This is a genomic window from Gordonia sputi NBRC 100414 (genome assembly GCF_000248055.1).
Taxonomy (GTDB): Bacteria; Actinomycetota; Actinomycetes; order Mycobacteriales; family Mycobacteriaceae; genus Gordonia; species Gordonia sputi.
On sequence record NZ_BAFC01000097.1, the window covers coordinates 16426 to 33494 of the forward strand.

A 17069-nucleotide genomic window follows, 5' to 3' on the forward strand; every position below is an offset into this window, starting at 1 on the left:
TGCTTCGCGGGCACTGCAACCACTAGAGTCGTGGGCGTGCGCGTACTAGTCATCGGCTCGGGCGGCCGTGAACACGCCCTGCTCCTCGGCCTGTCCCGCGATCCGTCGGTCACCGAACTGCACGTCGCGCCCGGCAACGCGGGGACTGCGTCGATCGCCACCAATCACGCCGTCGACGTCGTGTCGTCCGACGGTGTGCTGGCCCTCGCGCGTCAGCTCGACGCCGATCTCGTCGTCATCGGCCCCGAGGTGCCGCTGGTTCTCGGTGTGGCCGACGCGCTGCGTGACGCCGGGTTCGCGACGTTCGGCCCCGGTGCACGAGCGGCACAGATCGAGGGATCGAAGGCCTTCGCCAAAGACGTCATGGCCGCGGCCGGGGTCCGTACCGCGCACAGCGAGGTCGTCGACAACCCTGCCAAACTCGACGCCGCTCTTGATCGCTTCGGCCCGACCTGGGTGGTCAAGGACGACGGTTTGGCCGCGGGCAAGGGCGTCGTCGTGACCACCGACCGCGCGGCCGCGCGCAGCCACGCGGCCGAATGCCTCGAGATCGGCCACCCGGTCCTGCTCGAGAGCTTCCTCGACGGGCCGGAGGTCTCGCTGTTCTGCCTGGTCGACGGCGAGACCGTGGTACCGCTGATCCCCGCACAGGACCATAAGCGCGTCGGCGACAACGACACCGGACCCAACACCGGTGGCATGGGTGCCTACACGCCGCTGCCGTGGCTACCCGACGAGATGACCACGCAGATCGTCGACGACGTGGTCAAACCTGTTGCCGCAGAGTTGGTTCGACGCGGCACGCCGTTCTCCGGATTGCTCTATGCCGGACTCGCGATCGGCAACGACGGACCGGCCGTCGTCGAATTCAATTGCCGCTTTGGCGATCCCGAGACCCAGGCGGTGCTCGCACTGCTGAAATCGCCTCTGGGACAAGCGCTCAACGCGACGGCAACCGGCACCCTGGCCGATCTGCCCCCACTGGAGTGGGAAGACGGCGCGGCGGTCATTGTGGTGGTCGCAGCGGAGAACTATCCCGGCAAGCCACGCACGGGCGACGTGATCATCGGCGCAGGCGGCGAGGGCGTGCTGCACGCGGGGACGGCAATCGACGCTTCGGGTGCGGTGGTCTCGGCGGGAGGTCGGGTACTCGGGGTGCTCGGTGTGGGTGCCGACCTCGCCGAGGCGCGCGCCCAGGCGTACGAGCGAATCGACGCGATCAAGCTGCCGGGCTCGCATCATCGCACCGACATCGGCAGGGCCGCGCTCGAAGGTGAGATCAGTATCTGATCTCACCGGTGCTCTAACGGGCCAGTTCGCGCCCGAGGAACGCCACCTGATCGGGAAGAACGCTGCGCCAGTAGCGATTTGTGTGTCCACCCGCCGCCGTGCCGAATGCTGCGGGTGGGTGCAGGCCCGCCGCCCACTGGCGTGTGTAGGTGAAGAACTGATCGCTCGACCCGATGGTGATCAGTAGGGGGATCTTGTCGAACGCGCGCTGCTGGCCGAACAGCGAGTTGCGCTGATAGTCGTCGAAGCTGTCGAAGGCCCGCTGCGGAAAATTGTTCGGATCTGCCCACAGCGCAGGCGAACTCACCGCGATCGCGGCCACGCGAGGTGCGCCGAGCAGCGCTCCGAGGCGCAGCGCCCCGTAACCGCCCATCGACCAGCCGAAAAGTCCGAGTCGCTCGGTGGACAGGTCGAGTTCGGGGTTGCTCGCCAGCATCGGGATGAACTCGTCGAGAACCATTGCGCCGCCATCGGTTCCGTCGACGCGCGCATGCCAGTAGTTGCGCGCGCCGTCGACAGCGGCAATCGCAAACGGTGCATTGCCCGCGTCGACGTACTCCTGCAGCACGGTCTGGATGCTGAGCTTGCTGGTGAAGATCGACTGCTCGTTGGTGTTCAACGCGTGCAGGACCACCACGACGGGAAGCGTCCCGGTCACACCCGAGGGACGTGCGACCGCCCAACGCGTCGGCCGACCACCCATCTTGGCGGAGACGAAGCTCCCGGTGATCAGCTTCGGGCCCTCGGCGATCGGCGCGGGCGAGGTCTCGACGGGCAGCTCGTCGTCGGCCGAACGAGGGGCCGCCGCTCGACGCTCGTCGACCGTCACCGCATCCGACCGCGAGCACGCCGACAGCGACAACGCAGACAGGGCTCCGATAGCTGAGACGCCCAGTGCGGACGCGAGAACAGCCCGGCGGTTGGGCTGCGCCGACGGTGCGTCGGAGGCGGTGTCGGCGCGCGAGGTTCGCTCGGTGGCCGGGTGATCGGTGCTCATCGAGTTCACAGGATAGTGGGCACCGGCTAGATTGCGGCGATCGCCGCCTTCAGTTTCGTCGACGCCTCGGCGGCCACGTCGGGCAGCCCCGGTGCATCGGCGACCGCGACCATGATGTCGGGGTTCATCGCTTCGACGATCACCTCGCCCGTGACCTCGGGATTTGCCCGGACGACCACATTGCACGGCAGCAGCAGACCGATCTGCCGTTCGACGCCGAGCGCGCGATGTGCGAGACCGGGATTACACGCACCGAGGATCAGGTACGGCTCGATGTCTTCGTCGAGCTTCTTCTTCAACGTCGCGGTGACGTCGATCTCGGTCAGCACCCCGAATCCCTGCTCGCCCAGTGCCTCGCGAGTGCGGGCGACGGCGTCGTCGAAGTCGGTGGTGAGGGTGGTGGAGTAGCCGAGTTGCATGGCGCTTCCTTTCTGTGTTGCTGATCTCAGGCCAGGGCGAGGAAGAGCTTCTCGAGCTGCTCTTCGGTCATGGGTTCCGTCGTCGCCTCGTCGCCCGTGAGGCATTCACGCAGGCCCGTGGCGACGATCTTGAACCCGGCGCGATCGAGTGCACGCGAGACCGCGGCGAGCTGCGTGACGACGTCCTTGCAGTCGCGGCCCTGCTCGATCATCGAGATCACGCCCGCGAGCTGCCCGTGCGCACGGCGCAATCTGTTGAGTACGACGGTGATTGCTTCGTCGTCGCCGACCATGTGCGCCTCCTCGGGTGGCTGGGTATGCCTTTCACTATACCCCTGGGGGTATCCAAGTAATCGTGGACCACCATACTCGACGGTGCACTGCGCAACGCTGTTACGGCCGCTGAACGGTGGATTCGCCTGCCACGCTTCGCAACTCGCCGACTGTGTCGAGGACGAGTGTGCCGAGTTCCGCATCGCTGCCGTCTGCGAGCCAGCGGTCGAACGCCGCGGTGAATGCCGCAATCGCCATGTCGGACGCCAGCCGTGCGCGCACGGGGCCGTGGCCGCGGGTTTCCAGTGCCACGGTCAGTGCGTCTGCGAGCGCGGTCATCTTGAGTAGTTCCCGTTCGTGTAGCTCGGGAGTCGCGTCGATGATTCGCTGCCGGGTTCGAGCGTGGTCGAGCCTGTCGACGAAGAACCGGCTGCTCGCCGCTGCGAGAGCGTGGGCTGCGGCGTCGAGCGGACCAACGCCCGCGGGAGTATCGGAGACCGCTTCGATCGTCGCCCGCTCGAGGGTGCGCTCGCGGTCGAACAGCACCTCGCGTTTGTCCCCGAAGTGCCGATAGAAGGTCCGCTCGGTGACGTCGGCACGCTCGGTGATGTCGGCGACCGAGGTCTCGTCGAAACCCTTCTCGAGGAACAACTCGATCGCGGCAGTCTGCATCCGCTCCCGCGATCCTTTCGGCCATCGACCCATCCGGCCAGGATAGCGCGATGACAGAATCTGACATCAGGCGTACCGTGAGTGATGTCAGATCATGTCATCACAACGAAGAGGCTTGTCATGCGCGTTTTTCTCACCGGTGCGTCGGGACATATCGGGTCCGCACTCATACCTGAGCTCATTGCGGCAGGCCACAGCGTCGTCGGACTTGCTCGCTCTGACGACGCGGCCGCGCTGGTGGCCGACCGCGGGGCGGAGGTCGTCCGTGGTGGACTCGACGACCTCGATGTCTTGAGTGCCGCCGCGTCGGACTCCGACGGTGTCATCCACCTCGCCTTCCGTCACGACCTCATGCAGGTCGGCGACATGGCAGGCGCCGCAGACTCCGACCTCGCGGCTCTCACGGCCATCGGCGACGCCGTGCGCGGCACCGGCAAACCCCTGGTGGGTACATCCGGAACACTTCTCTTGGCCGCTTTCGGCATCACCGGACGCCCCGGCACCGAGGAGGATGCGTTTCCTTCGGGGTACCGGATCGACTCCGAGAACTTCGTGATCGGACTCGCCGACGACGATGTGCGGTCGTCGGTGGTGCGGCTACCTCCGACCGTGCACTCCGACCTCGACCGCCACGGCTTCGTCCCCGGATTGATCGGATTCGCGCGTACCGCGGGCTCGTCGGGATACCTGGGTGACGGACACAACCGGTGGCCCGCGGTGCACACCCGCGACGCGGCGCGTGTCTATCGCCGTGCGCTCGAATCCGCGCCGGCGGGCACCCGGCTGCACGCGGTAGCCGATGAGGGTGTGCCGTTCCGGGAGATCGCCGCGGCCATCGGGCGGGGACTCGACGTCCCGGTGGTGTCGGTTCCCGCGGACAGGGCTGCTGACGTATTCGGTTATCTCGCAGGCTTCGTCGGCGTTGACAATCCGACGTCGTCGACGCTGACGCGTGAACTGCTCGGCTGGGAGCCGGAGTTCCCGGGTCTGCTCAGCGACCTCGCCGATGGGCACTACTTCACCTGATACGCAATGTGTGGCCAACGCGTGTGATCACGAGGTCGAGATTTGCGAAAGCCAACCGCGTAGTGAGATCGCTTGGCAGCATGGGGGCCATGACGGCGGCGACTACTCCCAAGGGAGAGCGCAGGCGGTCGCGTCTCATCGCGGCTGCCGGAGAGTTGTTGCTGGAAGGCGGCTTCGACGCCGTGCGTCACCGAGCAGTTGCCGATCGTGCGCAATTGCCACTCGCGTCGACCACGTACTACTTCGGCTCACTCGAAGACCTGATGGCCGAGGCCGCGGCGTTCGTCTCGCGGGCCGACGAACAGGCGATCGTCGATCGGGGCGAAGCGGTTGCGCGGCGTCGTCGAGGAGGGCACGCGACCGCGGAGATCCTCGCCGATGTCTTCGTCGGCGAGGACACCCCGCACGACGAGCTGGCGGCCCGCTACGAGATGATCGCGCTCACACCGAGATACCCACGGCTCTACGACGTCGTGGCCGCGCGACGTGCGACGCTCGCCTCGACACACCTCGTCGTGCTCGACAGATCGGGACGGTTGGCGCGGGCGGCGCACATCGAGAATCTCATCGCCATCGAAGACGGGGCCGTTCTCGGTGCACTCGGTAATGGATCGTCGCCGGTCGACGCGACGCGCGATGCGCTCGGTGAGGTCGTCGACGTACTGGCCCCGCGATTGGAGGATTCACAGTGACGGATCGGCAGACTGCCGCAGCGTGGCACCGCGTGATCGGTCGGGTTGTGGCGACCGTCGTCGTCGCGGTCGGCGTACTCGTCGGAGCGTTGTCGGCGCAGGGTGCGGCGTCGGCCGACCCGGTCCAGGCGCCCGATCCGGGAGTTCCGTTCTCATCGGTGGTCTACGGAACCGGATGCACGTATTGGCTGACGGGACTGGTGAACTCGCGCGGGACGGTCACGTTCTGGGAGGGCAGGAAGGGCTACACGCCACGGCTCATCGGGAGCGCCGAGCCCGCGGGTGGACAGGCCACGGTGAAGTGGATTCCGCGGCGGATCGGCGACAGATACCTCTACACGAAACAGAACAATGTGCGGTCGAAGCTGACGCTGGCACGGGTGCATCAGGGCTACGGCTCCGGTGGGACGTGCATCGCGATCTGAGCCGGTGCCCGTGGCCGGTGCGCGGCCATACGCCCGTGGACGGCGACTGCCGACCGCACGACTAGACTGTTGGCGTGTCGAAACCTGCCATCACCAATGTTCTGGCCAGTCGATATGCGTCTGCTGACCTCGCCGAGATCTGGTCGGCGACCAACAAGATCGCGCTCGAACGCCGCCTGTGGCTGGCCGTTCTGAAGGCGCAGCAGGATCTGGGGATCGACGTCCCCGCCGGTGCGGTCGCCGACTACGAGGCCGTCATCGACCAGATCGACCTCGCGTCGATCGCCGAACGTGAGCGCGTCACCCGCCACGACGTGAAGGCGCGTATCGAAGAGTTCAACGCGCTCGCCGGGCACGAGCAGATCCACAAGGGCATGACGAGCCGCGACCTCACCGAGAACGTCGAGCAGTTGCAGATCCTGCAGTCGCTGCGTCACGTGTACGCGCACGGCATCACGGTGCTCGCACGACTCGTCGAGCATGCTGCGCAGTACAGCTCGACGGTGATGGCCGGACGCAGTCACAACGTCGCCGCGCAGGCCACCACGCTGGGCAAGAGGTTCGCCTCCGCTGCCGACGAGCTCATGATCGCGTTGCAGCGCGTCGACGAAACCATCGACCGCTATCCGCTGCGTGGCGTCAAGGGTCCGATGGGTACCAGCCAGGACATGCTCGACCTGTTGGGCGGCGACGCGTCGAAGCTCGCCGAACTCGAAACGCGTGTCGCCGGGCATCTCGGATTCGCGCGATCGCTGACATCTGTCGGCCAGATCTACCCGCGCTCGCTCGATCACGACGTCGTGTCTGCGCTGGTGCAGGTGGGTGCGGGGCCGTCGTCGTTGGCGCACACGATCCGGCTGATGGCGGGCCACGAGCTGGTCACCGAGGGCTTCCAGCCGGGTCAGGTCGGGTCGTCGGCGATGCCGCACAAGATGAACACGCGCAGCTGTGAGCGTGTCAACGGCCTGCAGGTGGTGCTGCGCGGTTATGGCTCGATGGCTGCCGAACTCGCAGGCGCGCAGTGGAACGAGGGCGACGTGTTCTGCTCGGTCGTCCGACGCGTCGCGCTGCCCGACGCCTTCTTCGCCATCGACGGCATGCTGGAGACCTTCCTGACCGTGCTCGCCGAGTTCGGCGCATACCCCGCGGTCATCGAGAAGGAATTGGCCCGCTACCTGCCGTTCCTGGCGACCACCAAGGTGTTGATGGCGTCGGTGCGGGCGGGCGTGGGGCGCGAGACCGCGTACGAGGCCATCAAGGGGAACGCCGTCGCGGTTGCGCTTGCGATGCGTGAGGAAGGTCGCGAGCCCGACCTGCTCGATCGCCTCGCCGCCGACGACCGCATCCCCCTCGACCGCGCTCAGCTCGACGCGCTACTCGACGACAAGGAGGCGTTCGTCGGAGCCGCAGGCCGCCAGGTCGCCGACGTCATCGCCGCCGCCGAGAAGCTCATCGCCGACAACCCCGAGGCCGCCAACTACGTGCCCGCCCCCATCCTCTAGTCGCTAGTTGAGCTGCACCCCGCTGGTTGAGCTGTACCCCGCTGGTTGAGCTTGTCGAAACCACTCACTTCTTCTCGGAGTGCCCGAGTTGCCAGTCGGGCAGCGCGGTGTCGCGCAGGCGGCGCTTGAGTTCGGCGGCGTCGGGGAACCCGCCGTCGGCCTTGCGTTCCCACAGCTGCGTCCCGTCAACGTCGATGCGGAAGATGCCGCCGGTGCCGGGGACCAGGGTGACCGAGCCGAGGTCGGTGCCGAAGGTGCTCAGCAGCTCCGACGCCATCCAGCTCGCCCGCAGCAGCCAGTTGCACTGCGTGCAGTAGGTGATGGTGATCGCGGGAGAGGTCATCTGCCTACGGTCCCACATGATGTGCCGGGGGTCCGATGTCTCGGCCACCAACCCGAACATGTCTCCGCGCAGGCGCAGCATCTAAGGTCGAAGCATGCGTCCAGCTCTCGATTCGTACACCTTTGTGGCCTCGGGCAAGGTGCGCGAGATCTATCAGATCGATTCCGACACCCTTCTCATGGTCGCCAGCGACCGCATCTCGGCGTACGACTTCGTGCTCTCGCCCGAGATACCCGACAAGGGCCGCATCCTCACCGCGATGAGCTTCTTCTGGTTCGACGCGCTCGGCGTGCCCAACCATCTCGCCGGTGGCCCCGACGACGAGCGCATACCCGCCGAACTCGTCGGCCGTTCGATGGTGGTGCACAAGCTGCCCATGGTGCCCGTCGAATGCGTCGCCCGCGGCTATCTCACCGGGTCCGGTCTCATCGACTACAACAAGACCGGCGCGGTGTGCGGCGTCGTGCTCCCGTCGGGTCTGCGCGAGGCCGACAAGCTGCCGCAGCCGATCTTCACTCCCGCGACCAAGGCGGAGCAGGGTGATCACGACGAGAACATCACCTTTGAGCAAGCGGCAGATGTCGTCGGAGCCGAGCTCGCCGACTCCCTGCGTAGCGCGACGCTCGACATCTACGGCAGGGCAGCCGATCTCGCCGCGGATCGCGGAATCATATTGGCCGACACCAAGTTCGAGTTCGGGCAAACCCCCGACGGCTCGCTCGTCCTTGCCGACGAGGTGTTGACCCCCGACTCGTCCCGGTACTGGGACGCCGCCTCGTACACGCCGGGACATGTCCAACCCAGCTTCGACAAGCAGATCGTCCGCAACTGGCTGACCTCGGCGGCGTCGGGTTGGGACCGATCGTCCGACAATCCACCACCCAGCCTGCCCGCCGACGTCGTCGAGCGGACCCGCGCACGTTATATCGAAGCCTACGAACTGATTTCGCAGAAGTCGTTCGACGACTGGCCCGACCACGCATAGGAGACCTGTGACCGACGCACAACCCGGCAACGCTGCCACCCCGATCGCATCCGACACGGCGGTACCGCCGGTCGCGAAGAAGGTTCGTACCGAGCGCACCCACCACGGCGACACCTTCGTCGACGAGTACGAGTGGCTGCGCGACAAGGACGACGCCGAGGTGATCGCCTTCCTCGAAGCCGAGAATGCCTACACGGAGGCGAATACGGCGCAGCTCGCAGACCTGCGCGCCACCATCTTCGGCGAGATCAAGTCGCGCACCAAGGAAACCGACATGTCGGTGCCTGGCCGACGCGGCGGCTACTGGTACTACGGCCGCACGCAGGAGGGCAAGCAGTACGGCATCCAATGTCGTTGCCCCATCGTCGATGTCGACAACTGGACACCACCCGAGGTCTCCGACGACGCCCCGCTGCCTGGCGAAGAGATCCTGCTCGACGCCAACGTCGAAGCCGAGGGACACGAGTTCTTCAGCCTCGGGGCGCTCGCCATCAGCCACGACGGCAAGTGGCTCGCATACAGCACCGATGTCGTCGGTGACGAGCGATACACGTTGCGGTTCAAGAACCTCGAGACCGGCGACCTGCTTCCCGACGTCATCACCGACACCGCGGGCGGGGCGTCGTGGTCGCTCGACGCCAAGCACGTGTTCTATCAGACGGTCGACGCCGCGTGGCGTCCGGATACGGTGTGGCGCCACGACATCGGTGCGGGCACCGACGACGTCAAGGTGTTCCACGAGCCCGACGAGCGGTACTGGGTCGGCATGGGTTCCACGCGCAGCGACAAGTACCTGATGATCGTGACGGGATCGAAGATCACGTCCGAGTGCTTCGTGCTCGACGCCGCCGATCCGACGGGTGAATTCCGCAGTGTCGCACCGCGCGTCGAGGGCGTCGAATACTCGGTGGAGCACGCCGAGATCTCCGGTCGCGATTACTTCTTGATCGTGCACAACGACATTCGCGACGGCGAGAAGGCCGAGGACTTCGCGATCGACATCGCGCCCGTCGACGACCCCTCTGCCCGAACCGAATTCATCGGCCACTGCCGCGGCGTCCGCATCGAGGACATCGACGCCTTCCGCGACTACCTCGTCCTGTCGTATCGCGCCGACGCGCTGCCGCGGGTCTCGATCGCGGATCTCCGTCGGATCGACGGGATGCCGGTGGCGGAGGACTTCATCGAAGTCGCAGTCGCGCAGGAGTTGTTCTCGCTGGGACTCGCGGGCAACCGCGAATGGGCAACGCCCCGTCTGCGTTTCGGGTACGGCAGCTTCATCGAGCCCGCAGAACTGTTCGAGCTCGACGTCGAAACCGGTGAACGCACGCTACTCAAGCGGCAGCCGGTTCTCGGCGGCTACGACCCCGACGAGTACGAGCAGTCGCGCGAATGGGCAACGGCCGCAGACGGAACGCAGATCCCGCTGTCGATCGTCCGACGCAAGGGCGTCGGCGTGGACGACAGTGGGAATCCGTCGCCCGCACCGTTGCTGCTCTACGGCTACGGCTCGTACGAGGCCAGTTTCGACCCGGGCTTCTCGGTGTCACGGTTGTCGATGCTCGACCGCGGCGTCGTGTTCGTGCTCGCACACGTGCGTGGCGGTGGCGAGATGGGCCGTCATTGGTATGAGAACGGCAAGACGCTCACCAAGAAGAACACCTTCACCGACTTCGTCGATTCGGCGCGGTACCTGGTCGACAAGGGCTGGACAACACCGAAACTGATGGTCGCAGAGGGCGGTTCGGCAGGCGGACTGTTGATGGGTGCGGTCGCCAACCTCGCGCCCGAGTTGTTCAACGGCATCCTGGCGTCGGTGCCGTTCGTCGATGCGCTGAACTCGATCCTCGACCCGTCGTTGCCGCTGACGGTCATCGAATGGGACGAGTGGGGCGATCCGCTGCACGACGCGGACGTCTACGAGTACATGAAGTCGTACTCGCCCTACGAGAACGTCACCGCGCAGCCGTATCCGTCGATCCTGGCTGAGACGTCACTCAACGACACCCGCGTGATGTACACCGAAGCGGCGAAGTGGGTTGCGAAGCTTCAGGCGTTGAGCACCTCCGACGCTCCGATCCTGCTGAAGACGGAGATGTCGGCCGGCCACGGCGGCGTCAGCGGTCGTTACAAGCAGTGGGAAGAGGTTGCATTCGAACTGGCCTGGATTCTCCAGCAGACCGGCGCACTGACGAAGTAGCCGACTGAAGAAGAATTGCCCCTGGTTGCGATCTCCGCAACCAGGGGCAATCTCTTTGTGACCAGCCGATCAGGTCAGTGCATGATGATCGGCGCGCGGTCCATATCCTCTTCGACGAGCGGCGACGCGATCTTCTTGCGCGGCAGGAAGAACGCCGGGATCAAGGTCACGACGATGAGGACGAGCGCGACGATGAACGTCGCACCGAACGCTTCCGCGGTCCAGGAGAACCACTGGTGTGGCGGTTCTGCCGGTGCCTGGCCTGCCTTCACCAGTCCGTCGTACTTCTCCGGTGCGGCATTGAAGCCCATGGCCAGACCAGCCTCCAGATGCGTCTTGAGGTTGGTTGCGAGAATCACCGAGATCACGGCGGTACCGATCGACGATGCCGTCTGCTGAACGACGTTCATCAGCGTCGAGCCGTCCGGGACCTGCTTGTTGTTCAGGGTCGCCAGTGCTGCCGACATGATCGGCATCATCGTCATACCCATGCCGAGGCCCTGGACGAACAGCGCGCCGCAGAGCAGCCAGTACGGAGTGTCGGCGCCGAGGAACACGAAGGTGCCCATACCGATCGCCATCAGGACGATGCCGCCGAGAACGAACTTGCCGGGGCCGATCTTGTCGGTCATCTTGCCCGCGATGGGCATGGTGATCATGGCGCCGATACCCTGCGGTGCCAGCAGCAGACCCGCCGCGAGCGTGCTCTCGCCGCGCACGCCGATGAAGTACTGCGGGTAGAGCAGCGCCGCGCCGAAGAAGGCGATCATGAAGAACGTCATGGTGATCACCGCGATGGCGAGCACCTTGTTCTTGAACAGTCGCAGGTCGAGGAGCGGGTGGTCGGTATGCAGTGCGTGCCAGACGAATCCGACGATTAGGATCAGACCGATGATCGACGTCGTCAGGACCTTGGCGTCGATGAAGGTGCCTGCCTCCGTGCTCGACGAGATGCCGTAGAGGAACAACGCGAGGCCGGGGGAGAGCAACAGCAGGCCCACGATGTCGATCTTCGGCTTCGACTTCTCGTCGTCGTTGCGCAGAGCGAACCACGAATAGACAAGCGCGACAATGCCGATGGGCACGTTGATGAGGAACACCCAGTGCCAGCTCGCCTTTTCGATGAGCAGGCCGCCGAGGATCGGTCCCGCGATGGGGCCGAGCAGCATGGGGATACCGAGTACAGCCATGACCGAACCGACGCGCTCGGGACCTGCTGCCTTGGTGAGGATCATCATGCCGATCGGCATGAGCAGGCCGCCGCCGAGTCCCTGGATCACGCGGAACAGCACGAGCATGCCGATGTTGCTGGCCAACGCGCACAGCGCCGATCCGATCGTGAACAGGACGAGCGACGCCATGTACACGTTCTTGGTGCCGAAACGTGCTGCGGCCCAACTCGATAGCGGAATCACGGCGGCGAGCGCCAACGTGTAGCCGGTCATCGTCCACGCGGCGCCTGCGGCGTCGGTGTTGAACTCGTTCTGGAAGGTCGGCTGCGCGACCGAGACCACGGTGACGTCGAGGATCGACATGATCGCGCCGAGCACGACCACACCGGCGACGATCAGCACATGGCGATCGAGCTTGGTGTCCGGAGGGCCGGCGTGCGCGTGCGCGCCGGCAGAGGAACTCGTCATGAGGGATCTTTCGGTTCGGAGGTGGACGGTGTCGCAGTGCGGGTCCTCGAGGACTCGCGGTCGAGCGTGAAGTAGTCGACGTCGGCGTCGACGATGTTCCGTAGTGCAGACGTCAGCGCGGCCCGGAATTCATCGGGCAGTCCATCGATGAATCGTCCGACGAGGTCTCGCTTGATGTCCAACTGTTTTTCGACGGTCTCGCGGCCCTGGTCGGTCAGCGTCACGAGCTTGACCCGACGATCGCCCGGATCCTCGCGACGATCGACCAAACCCGCCTGCACGAGTCGGTCGACGGTGCGACCCGCGGTCGCAATCGAGAGGTCGACGCACTCGGCGATCTCGTGGACGGGCATCGGGGCGTCGTGCATCGATACGACGAACAGTGCGCGGAACTGCGTGAACGTCAGCTCCGACGCCGCGAGAGTATCCATCGCCTCGGCTGTACCGAGGCAGGAGAGTCGCTCCAGAAAACTGCTGAGCGCATCACATGCGGCGTCGTTCTGGAGCGGAGCGGGAGCGGACACTGTGAAACACTAACGCCCCTGCAACTATCTCACCAACGCAAATGTATGTGAGATGTAACCAGGATCTGCGCCGAATGTGATCTGTGGCATAGGCGTCTACGTGTCGGCCTGCGTGACTACGCTCGAATCCATGTCGGAAACCAACATCAAGAACATCCCGGTCACCGCGCTCGACGGTTCGGCGCTGAGTCTCGCGGACTTCTCCGGGCCGCTGCTCGTGGTCAACGTCGCGAGCAAGTGCGGCCTCACGCCGCAGTACGCGGGCCTCGAGGAGGTCGCCGAGAAGTACGCCGACCGCGGACTGACCGTCGTCGGCGTGCCCTGCAACCAGTTCATGGGCCAGGAGCCGGGCAGTGCCGAGGAGATCGCCACCTTCTGCTCGACCACCTACGGCGTGACCTTCCCGCTGCTGGAGAAGACCGACGTCAACGGCGACGACCGGCATCCGCTGTACGCCGAGCTCACCAAGACCGAAGACGCCAGCGGCGAGGCAGGCGACGTGCAGTGGAACTTCGAGAAGTTCGTCGTCGACGCCGACGGCCACGTGACCACTCGCATCCGCCCGCGCACCGAGCCGACCGACCCCGTCGTGATCGAGGCCATCGAAGCGGTGCTCTGACCGGGTCGACTCCACGACCGGGCCAACTGCACGCCAGGTCAATCCAGAACCGGCAAACCGCGACCGGAGAGTGCAGGTTGCGGGTTGAACGGTAAGGTGAGAGCCGTCGAAAATCCGTCGGCGTCTCGTCGAGCGGATGTCACGTGAGAAGAGGAGCGCTAGCCGATGGCACGAGTGGTGGTCGACGTGATGCCCAAGGCCGAAATCCTCGATCCGCAGGGGCAGGCCATCGTCGGAGCCCTCGGTCGGCTCGGATTCGACGGCGTCTCCGAGGTGCGGCAGGGCAAGCGGTTCGAGCTCGAGGTCGACGACTCGGTCGACGACGTGACCCTGGGCCGCATCGCAGAAGAACTGCTCACCAACACGGTGATCGAGAACTTCACCGTCTCCCGCATCGCCGACTGACGGCACGAGATCGAGTCGAGTAGGACCACATGACTGCACGTATCGGTGTCATCACCTTCCCCGGAACCCTCGACGACGTCGACGCATCGCGTGCGGTGCGCATCGCGGGCGCCGAGGCCGTCGAACTCTGGCACGGCGACGCCGACCTCAAGGGGGTCGACGCCGTGATCGTTCCCGGCGGCTTTTCCTACGGCGACTATCTGCGTGCGGGCGCGATCGCCAAGTTCGCTCCCGTGATGGGCGCGGTGATCGAGGCGGCCGAGCGCGGAATGCCGGTTCTGGGGATCTGCAACGGTTTTCAGATCCTGTGCGAGGCAGGACTGCTGCCCGGCGCGCTCACCCGCAACGAGGGTCTGCACTTCATCTGCCAGGACCAGTGGCTCAAGGTCGAGAACAACACGACGGCATGGACGTCGCGGTTCGACGCAGGCGCCGAGATCCTCATCCCGCTGAAGTCGGGCGAGGGTCGCTACGTCGCGCCGGAACGTAAGCTCGAAGAACTCAAGGGTGAGGGCCTCGTCGTATTCACTTACGCCGGAAGCAATCCCAACGGCTCCGTCCTCGACATCGCGGGCATCTCCAGCCCCAACGGACGCATCGTCGGACTCATGCCGCACCCCGAGCATGCGACCGAAGCGCTGACCGGCCCCAGCGACGACGGCCTCGGCTTGTTCTACTCCGCGATCGACGCCGTACTCGCCAACGCCTGATCCCGATGCCCACCCCGTCGCTGGCAACGTCCGCCACAGCCGAGGGGCTCGGTGAGTTCATCGACGCCTCGCCGTCACCTTTCCACGTGTGCGCGACGGTCGCCGCCGAACTCGAATCCGCGGGATTCCAACGCCTTTTCGAGGATCAGGACTGGTCGACGGAGGAGAGCGATGCCTTCGAGGGCTTTGTCGACGACGCGGGCCGTCGGTTCTATGTCATTCGTGGTGGGTCGATCATCGCGTGGGATCTCGGCGACGGCGACGGTTTCCGGATCGTCGGCGGCCACACCGACAGCCCCAATCTGCGGCTGAAGCAGAACCCCGACCGTGAATCAGCCGGGCTGGCAACGGTTGCGCTCGAACCCTACGGCGGCGCGTGGCTCAACTCGTGGCTCGATCGCGACCTCGGACTCTCGGGTCGCCTGGCTTACCGCGCGGACAGTGGTGTCAGCAGTGTGCTGGTCAACGTCACCGAGCCGGTACTTCGCGTGCCCCAGTTGGCGATTCACCTCTCCGAGGACCGCAAGGGCGTCACACTGAACCCCCAGCGACACGTCGACGCGATCTGGGGCGTCGACGCCGCGACCCCGATCCTGCAGTGGGTTGCCGAGTACGCGGGTATCGACGCCGACGCACTGCTCGGATGGGAGTTGATGACGCACGACGTCACGCCCTCGAGGCTGATCGGACCCGAAGACGAATTGCTCAGCGCCCCAAGGCTCGACAACCAGGGCACCTGCTACGCGGGACTGCACGCGCTGCTCGACGGCGAGCCCACGATCCACACGAGAGTGCTCGCACTGTTCGACCACGAAGAGGTGGGCAGCGGGTCGGAGCGCGGCGCGGCGTCGGACTTCTTGGCGACGACGTTGGAGCGAATCGTGCTGTCGCAGGGTGGTTCTCGCGACGATTATCTACGCGCCATGGCGTCGAGCGTGTGCGTCTCGGGCGACATGGCGCACGCCACCCACCCGAACTACCCGGACCGGCACGAGCCGACGCACCGGATCGCGATCAACGGCGGACCGGTCCTCAAGGTCAATCAGAATCTGCGGTATGCATCGGATGCGTTGGGGGAGGCCATATTCGCTCTCGCCTGCGACACCGCCGGTGTGCCGATGCAGCGCTACATCCACCGCGCCGACCTGCCGTGCGGCTCGACGATCGGACCGATCACGGCGACGCGGACGGGACTGCTCACCATCGACGTCGGCGCTCCGCAACTGGCCATGCACAGCGCACGTGAACTGATGGGCGCCGCCGACGTTCCGATGTATTCCGCTGCGCTGCAGGCGTTTCTGAGTTCGGTGGCCTAATCCCGCCGGCCAAATCCAACCCGCCGGGGCCACCCCTCACGCTCCGGCGGACGGTCGGTGCGCGCGATCAGTAGCTACGCGCGAAGCCGAGGACGTTGTTCACGTAGTCCATCGAGTTGTTATACCGCAGAACAGCTGTCGCCTCGGACGCCTGGTTGCGCATGTCGAGGTGGCCGTCGCACAGGTACCGCGCGGTCGTCAGCGCGGCGTCGAAGAGGTTCTGCGGGTCGATCTTGCCGTCGCCGTTGCCGTCGGCGCCATACTTCTCCCACGTGGCGGGGATGAACTGCATCGGTCCGACGGCGCGGTCGTGCACGGAGTCGCCGTCGAGGCGTCCACCGTCGGTGTCGGTGATGACCTGATTGCCTGCGAGCGAACCGTCGAGGACAGGTCCGAAGATCGGATTCTTCAGCGTGCCGTCGGGTGTGGCGTCACCCTCGTTGGCGTGGTGCGATTCCACCTTGCCCATCCCGGCGATGAGCGTCCACGGGATACCGCAGGTCGGCTGGTCGTGGGCCATGGTGTCGGCGGCGTGGCGGTACGCCTCGAAGGCGACCTGCGGGACGGCGCCGTCGGTGACGCTGGCAGGAAGTGGTGGGGGAGGCGGCGGCGTCGCGGTCACCTTCTGGGTCGCGACGACCGGCTGCGCGGGTGCGGGTGCCTTCTTCGACGCCTCAGCGTCCTTCTGCGCGCTCGGAGCGGCAGCGGACTGGGTGTGGTGGGTCGGGCTCGATGTGGGGGCGCCCAGAGCGCCCTGGTCGGCATTGGCTCCCGCGGCAACAGTCAGGGCTCCGACGACGGGGATCAACGCGGCCCCGATCAGCGGTGCCCGCGACTTGGTGAACGCGTGCGGCAGAATGGTCTGCCGCGGCTTCGAATGCTTACCCAAAACTGAACCTCGCACGTACGTCGGTGGATGTGCCGAAAGAGACCGTACATGCGGACGTGTCCTTACCGTTATCGCAGCGTTATCGAAAACTGAGTTGTCACTGAATGCCGGCTGCGACGTTGCTGGTCGTTACGGGGATGTT

19 protein-coding genes are annotated in these 17069 nt (G+C 65.8%); 11 read left to right on the forward strand and 8 right to left on the reverse strand.

Features of this window, described 5'->3' with window-relative positions; all coding sequences use genetic code 11:
- The first annotated feature begins 36 nt into the window (after nucleotides 1–36).
- Nucleotides 37–1290, forward strand: coding sequence for a phosphoribosylamine--glycine ligase (gene purD / locus GOSPT_RS15890; RefSeq protein ID WP_174273066.1), 1254 nt, complete (start codon nucleotides 37–39; stop codon nucleotides 1288–1290).
- A gap of 13 nt (nucleotides 1291–1303) precedes the next feature.
- On the opposite strand, the gene GOSPT_RS15895 is transcribed toward purD, so the two are convergent.
- The 4 genes from GOSPT_RS15895 to GOSPT_RS15910 form a co-directional block, all read right to left on the reverse strand.
- Nucleotides 1304–2287 (reverse strand): alpha/beta hydrolase, encoded by a 984-nt coding sequence (locus tag GOSPT_RS15895; protein ID WP_005207429.1) that lies wholly within the window; start codon nucleotides 2285–2287, stop codon nucleotides 1304–1306.
- A gap of 26 nt (nucleotides 2288–2313) precedes the next feature.
- Nucleotides 2314–2706 (reverse strand): DUF302 domain-containing protein, encoded by a 393-nt coding sequence (locus GOSPT_RS15900; RefSeq protein WP_005207430.1) that lies wholly within the window; start codon nucleotides 2704–2706, stop codon nucleotides 2314–2316.
- A gap of 26 nt (nucleotides 2707–2732) precedes the next feature.
- Nucleotides 2733–2999 carry a metal-sensitive transcriptional regulator gene (locus tag GOSPT_RS15905; RefSeq protein WP_005207431.1) on the reverse strand — a complete coding sequence of 89 codons (267 nt, stop codon included), beginning with the start codon at nucleotides 2997–2999 and terminating at the stop codon, nucleotides 2733–2735.
- A 100-nt stretch (nucleotides 3000–3099) separates the two neighbouring features.
- The gene (locus tag GOSPT_RS15910; protein ID WP_005207432.1) at nucleotides 3100–3651 is read right to left on the reverse strand and encodes a TetR family transcriptional regulator; all 552 of its coding nucleotides are present in this window, start codon (nucleotides 3649–3651) and stop codon (nucleotides 3100–3102) included.
- A 120-nt stretch (nucleotides 3652–3771) separates the two neighbouring features.
- Here GOSPT_RS15910 and GOSPT_RS15915 point away from each other — a divergent pair, with 120 nt between their 5' ends.
- The 4 genes from GOSPT_RS15915 (at nucleotide 3772) to purB (ending at nucleotide 7296) form a co-directional block, all read left to right on the forward strand.
- Complete coding sequence (locus GOSPT_RS15915; RefSeq protein ID WP_005207433.1) at nucleotides 3772–4677, forward strand: SDR family oxidoreductase; 906 nt, start codon at nucleotides 3772–3774, stop codon at nucleotides 4675–4677.
- Between the two features lie 80 nt (nucleotides 4678–4757).
- Entirely contained in the window at nucleotides 4758–5369 is a 612-nt protein-coding gene (locus tag GOSPT_RS15920; protein ID WP_005207434.1) for a TetR/AcrR family transcriptional regulator, read from the forward strand.
- Nucleotides 5366–5794: a hypothetical protein gene (locus tag GOSPT_RS15925; protein ID WP_005207435.1), complete on the forward strand. Its 429-nt coding sequence runs from the start codon at nucleotides 5366–5368 to the stop codon at nucleotides 5792–5794. Before GOSPT_RS15920 ends, GOSPT_RS15925 begins: the two co-directional genes overlap by 4 nt.
- 74 nt (nucleotides 5795–5868) lie before the next feature.
- Nucleotides 5869–7296 carry an adenylosuccinate lyase gene (gene purB / locus GOSPT_RS15930; protein ID WP_005207436.1) on the forward strand — a complete coding sequence of 476 codons (1428 nt, stop codon included), beginning with the start codon at nucleotides 5869–5871 and terminating at the stop codon, nucleotides 7294–7296.
- Nucleotides 7297–7360: 64 nt separating this feature from the next.
- Here purB and GOSPT_RS15935 read toward each other — a convergent pair whose 3' ends face one another.
- On the reverse strand, nucleotides 7361–7639 hold the full coding sequence (locus GOSPT_RS15935) for an Rdx family protein (RefSeq protein WP_039856296.1): 279 nt from the start codon (nucleotides 7637–7639) through the stop codon (nucleotides 7361–7363).
- Between the two features lie 94 nt (nucleotides 7640–7733).
- Between GOSPT_RS15935 and GOSPT_RS15940 the strand changes: the two genes are divergently transcribed.
- Together GOSPT_RS15940 and GOSPT_RS15945 are read left to right on the forward strand one after the other, a co-directional pair.
- Entirely contained in the window at nucleotides 7734–8624 is an 891-nt protein-coding gene (locus GOSPT_RS15940; RefSeq protein ID WP_005207438.1) for a phosphoribosylaminoimidazolesuccinocarboxamide synthase, read from the forward strand.
- A 7-nt stretch (nucleotides 8625–8631) separates the two neighbouring features.
- A complete protein-coding gene (locus tag GOSPT_RS15945; RefSeq protein ID WP_005207439.1) occupies nucleotides 8632–10824 on the forward strand; it encodes a S9 family peptidase in 2193 nt (730 codons plus the stop codon).
- A gap of 74 nt (nucleotides 10825–10898) precedes the next feature.
- Here GOSPT_RS15945 and GOSPT_RS15950 read toward each other — a convergent pair whose 3' ends face one another.
- A complete protein-coding gene (locus GOSPT_RS15950; RefSeq protein ID WP_005207440.1) occupies nucleotides 10899–12464 on the reverse strand; it encodes a DHA2 family efflux MFS transporter permease subunit in 1566 nt (521 codons plus the stop codon).
- Nucleotides 12461–12988, reverse strand: coding sequence for a MarR family winged helix-turn-helix transcriptional regulator (locus tag GOSPT_RS15955; RefSeq protein WP_005207441.1), 528 nt, complete (start codon nucleotides 12986–12988; stop codon nucleotides 12461–12463). Before GOSPT_RS15955 ends, GOSPT_RS15950 begins: the two co-directional genes overlap by 4 nt.
- A 130-nt stretch (nucleotides 12989–13118) precedes the next feature.
- On the opposite strand from GOSPT_RS15955, the gene GOSPT_RS15960 reads away from it, so the two are divergent.
- The 4 genes from GOSPT_RS15960 (at nucleotide 13119) to GOSPT_RS15975 (ending at nucleotide 16038) form a co-directional block, all read left to right on the forward strand.
- Nucleotides 13119–13607, forward strand: a complete 489-nt coding sequence (locus GOSPT_RS15960; RefSeq protein ID WP_039856279.1) for a glutathione peroxidase — start codon at nucleotides 13119–13121, stop codon at nucleotides 13605–13607.
- A 165-nt stretch (nucleotides 13608–13772) separates the two neighbouring features.
- A complete protein-coding gene (gene purS / locus GOSPT_RS15965) occupies nucleotides 13773–14012 on the forward strand; it encodes a phosphoribosylformylglycinamidine synthase subunit PurS (RefSeq protein WP_005207443.1) in 240 nt (79 codons plus the stop codon).
- A 29-nt stretch (nucleotides 14013–14041) separates the two neighbouring features.
- Nucleotides 14042–14722: a phosphoribosylformylglycinamidine synthase subunit PurQ gene (gene purQ / locus GOSPT_RS15970; RefSeq protein ID WP_005207444.1), complete on the forward strand. Its 681-nt coding sequence runs from the start codon at nucleotides 14042–14044 to the stop codon at nucleotides 14720–14722.
- A gap of 5 nt (nucleotides 14723–14727) precedes the next feature.
- A complete protein-coding gene (locus GOSPT_RS15975; protein ID WP_005207445.1) occupies nucleotides 14728–16038 on the forward strand; it encodes a M18 family aminopeptidase in 1311 nt (436 codons plus the stop codon).
- Nucleotides 16039–16105: 67 nt separating this feature from the next.
- On the opposite strand, the gene GOSPT_RS15980 is transcribed toward GOSPT_RS15975, so the two are convergent.
- Nucleotides 16106–16927 (reverse strand): lytic transglycosylase domain-containing protein, encoded by an 822-nt coding sequence (locus GOSPT_RS15980; protein WP_005207446.1) that lies wholly within the window; start codon nucleotides 16925–16927, stop codon nucleotides 16106–16108.
- Between the last annotated feature and the right edge of the window lie 142 nt (nucleotides 16928–17069).

Bases quoted from the DNA above. Each gene is read 5' to 3' on its own strand.
- GOSPT_RS15895 (WP_005207429.1), bottom strand. From the start codon at position 2,287: ATGAGCACCGATCACCCGGCCACCGAGCGAACCTCGCGCGCCGACACC.
- GOSPT_RS15900 (WP_005207430.1), bottom strand. From the start codon at position 2,706: ATGCAACTCGGCTACTCCACCACCCTCACCACCGACTTCGACGACGCC.
- GOSPT_RS15905 (WP_005207431.1), bottom strand. From the start codon at position 2,999: ATGGTCGGCGACGACGAAGCAATCACCGTCGTACTCAACAGATTGCGC.
- GOSPT_RS15910 (WP_005207432.1), bottom strand. From the start codon at position 3,651: ATGCAGACTGCCGCGATCGAGTTGTTCCTCGAGAAGGGTTTCGACGAG.
- GOSPT_RS15915 (WP_005207433.1), top strand. From the start codon at position 3,772: ATGCGCGTTTTTCTCACCGGTGCGTCGGGACATATCGGGTCCGCACTC.
- GOSPT_RS15920 (WP_005207434.1), top strand. From the start codon at position 4,758: ATGGGGGCCATGACGGCGGCGACTACTCCCAAGGGAGAGCGCAGGCGG.
- GOSPT_RS15935 (WP_039856296.1), bottom strand. From the start codon at position 7,639: ATGACCTCTCCCGCGATCACCATCACCTACTGCACGCAGTGCAACTGG.
- GOSPT_RS15940 (WP_005207438.1), top strand. From the start codon at position 7,734: ATGCGTCCAGCTCTCGATTCGTACACCTTTGTGGCCTCGGGCAAGGTG.
- GOSPT_RS15950 (WP_005207440.1), bottom strand. From the start codon at position 12,464: ATGACGAGTTCCTCTGCCGGCGCGCACGCGCACGCCGGCCCTCCGGAC.
- GOSPT_RS15960 (WP_039856279.1), top strand. From the start codon at position 13,119: ATGTCGGAAACCAACATCAAGAACATCCCGGTCACCGCGCTCGACGGT.
- purS (WP_005207443.1), top strand. From the start codon at position 13,773: ATGGCACGAGTGGTGGTCGACGTGATGCCCAAGGCCGAAATCCTCGAT.
- purQ (WP_005207444.1), top strand. From the start codon at position 14,042: ATGACTGCACGTATCGGTGTCATCACCTTCCCCGGAACCCTCGACGAC.
- GOSPT_RS15975 (WP_005207445.1), top strand. From the start codon at position 14,728: ATGCCCACCCCGTCGCTGGCAACGTCCGCCACAGCCGAGGGGCTCGGT.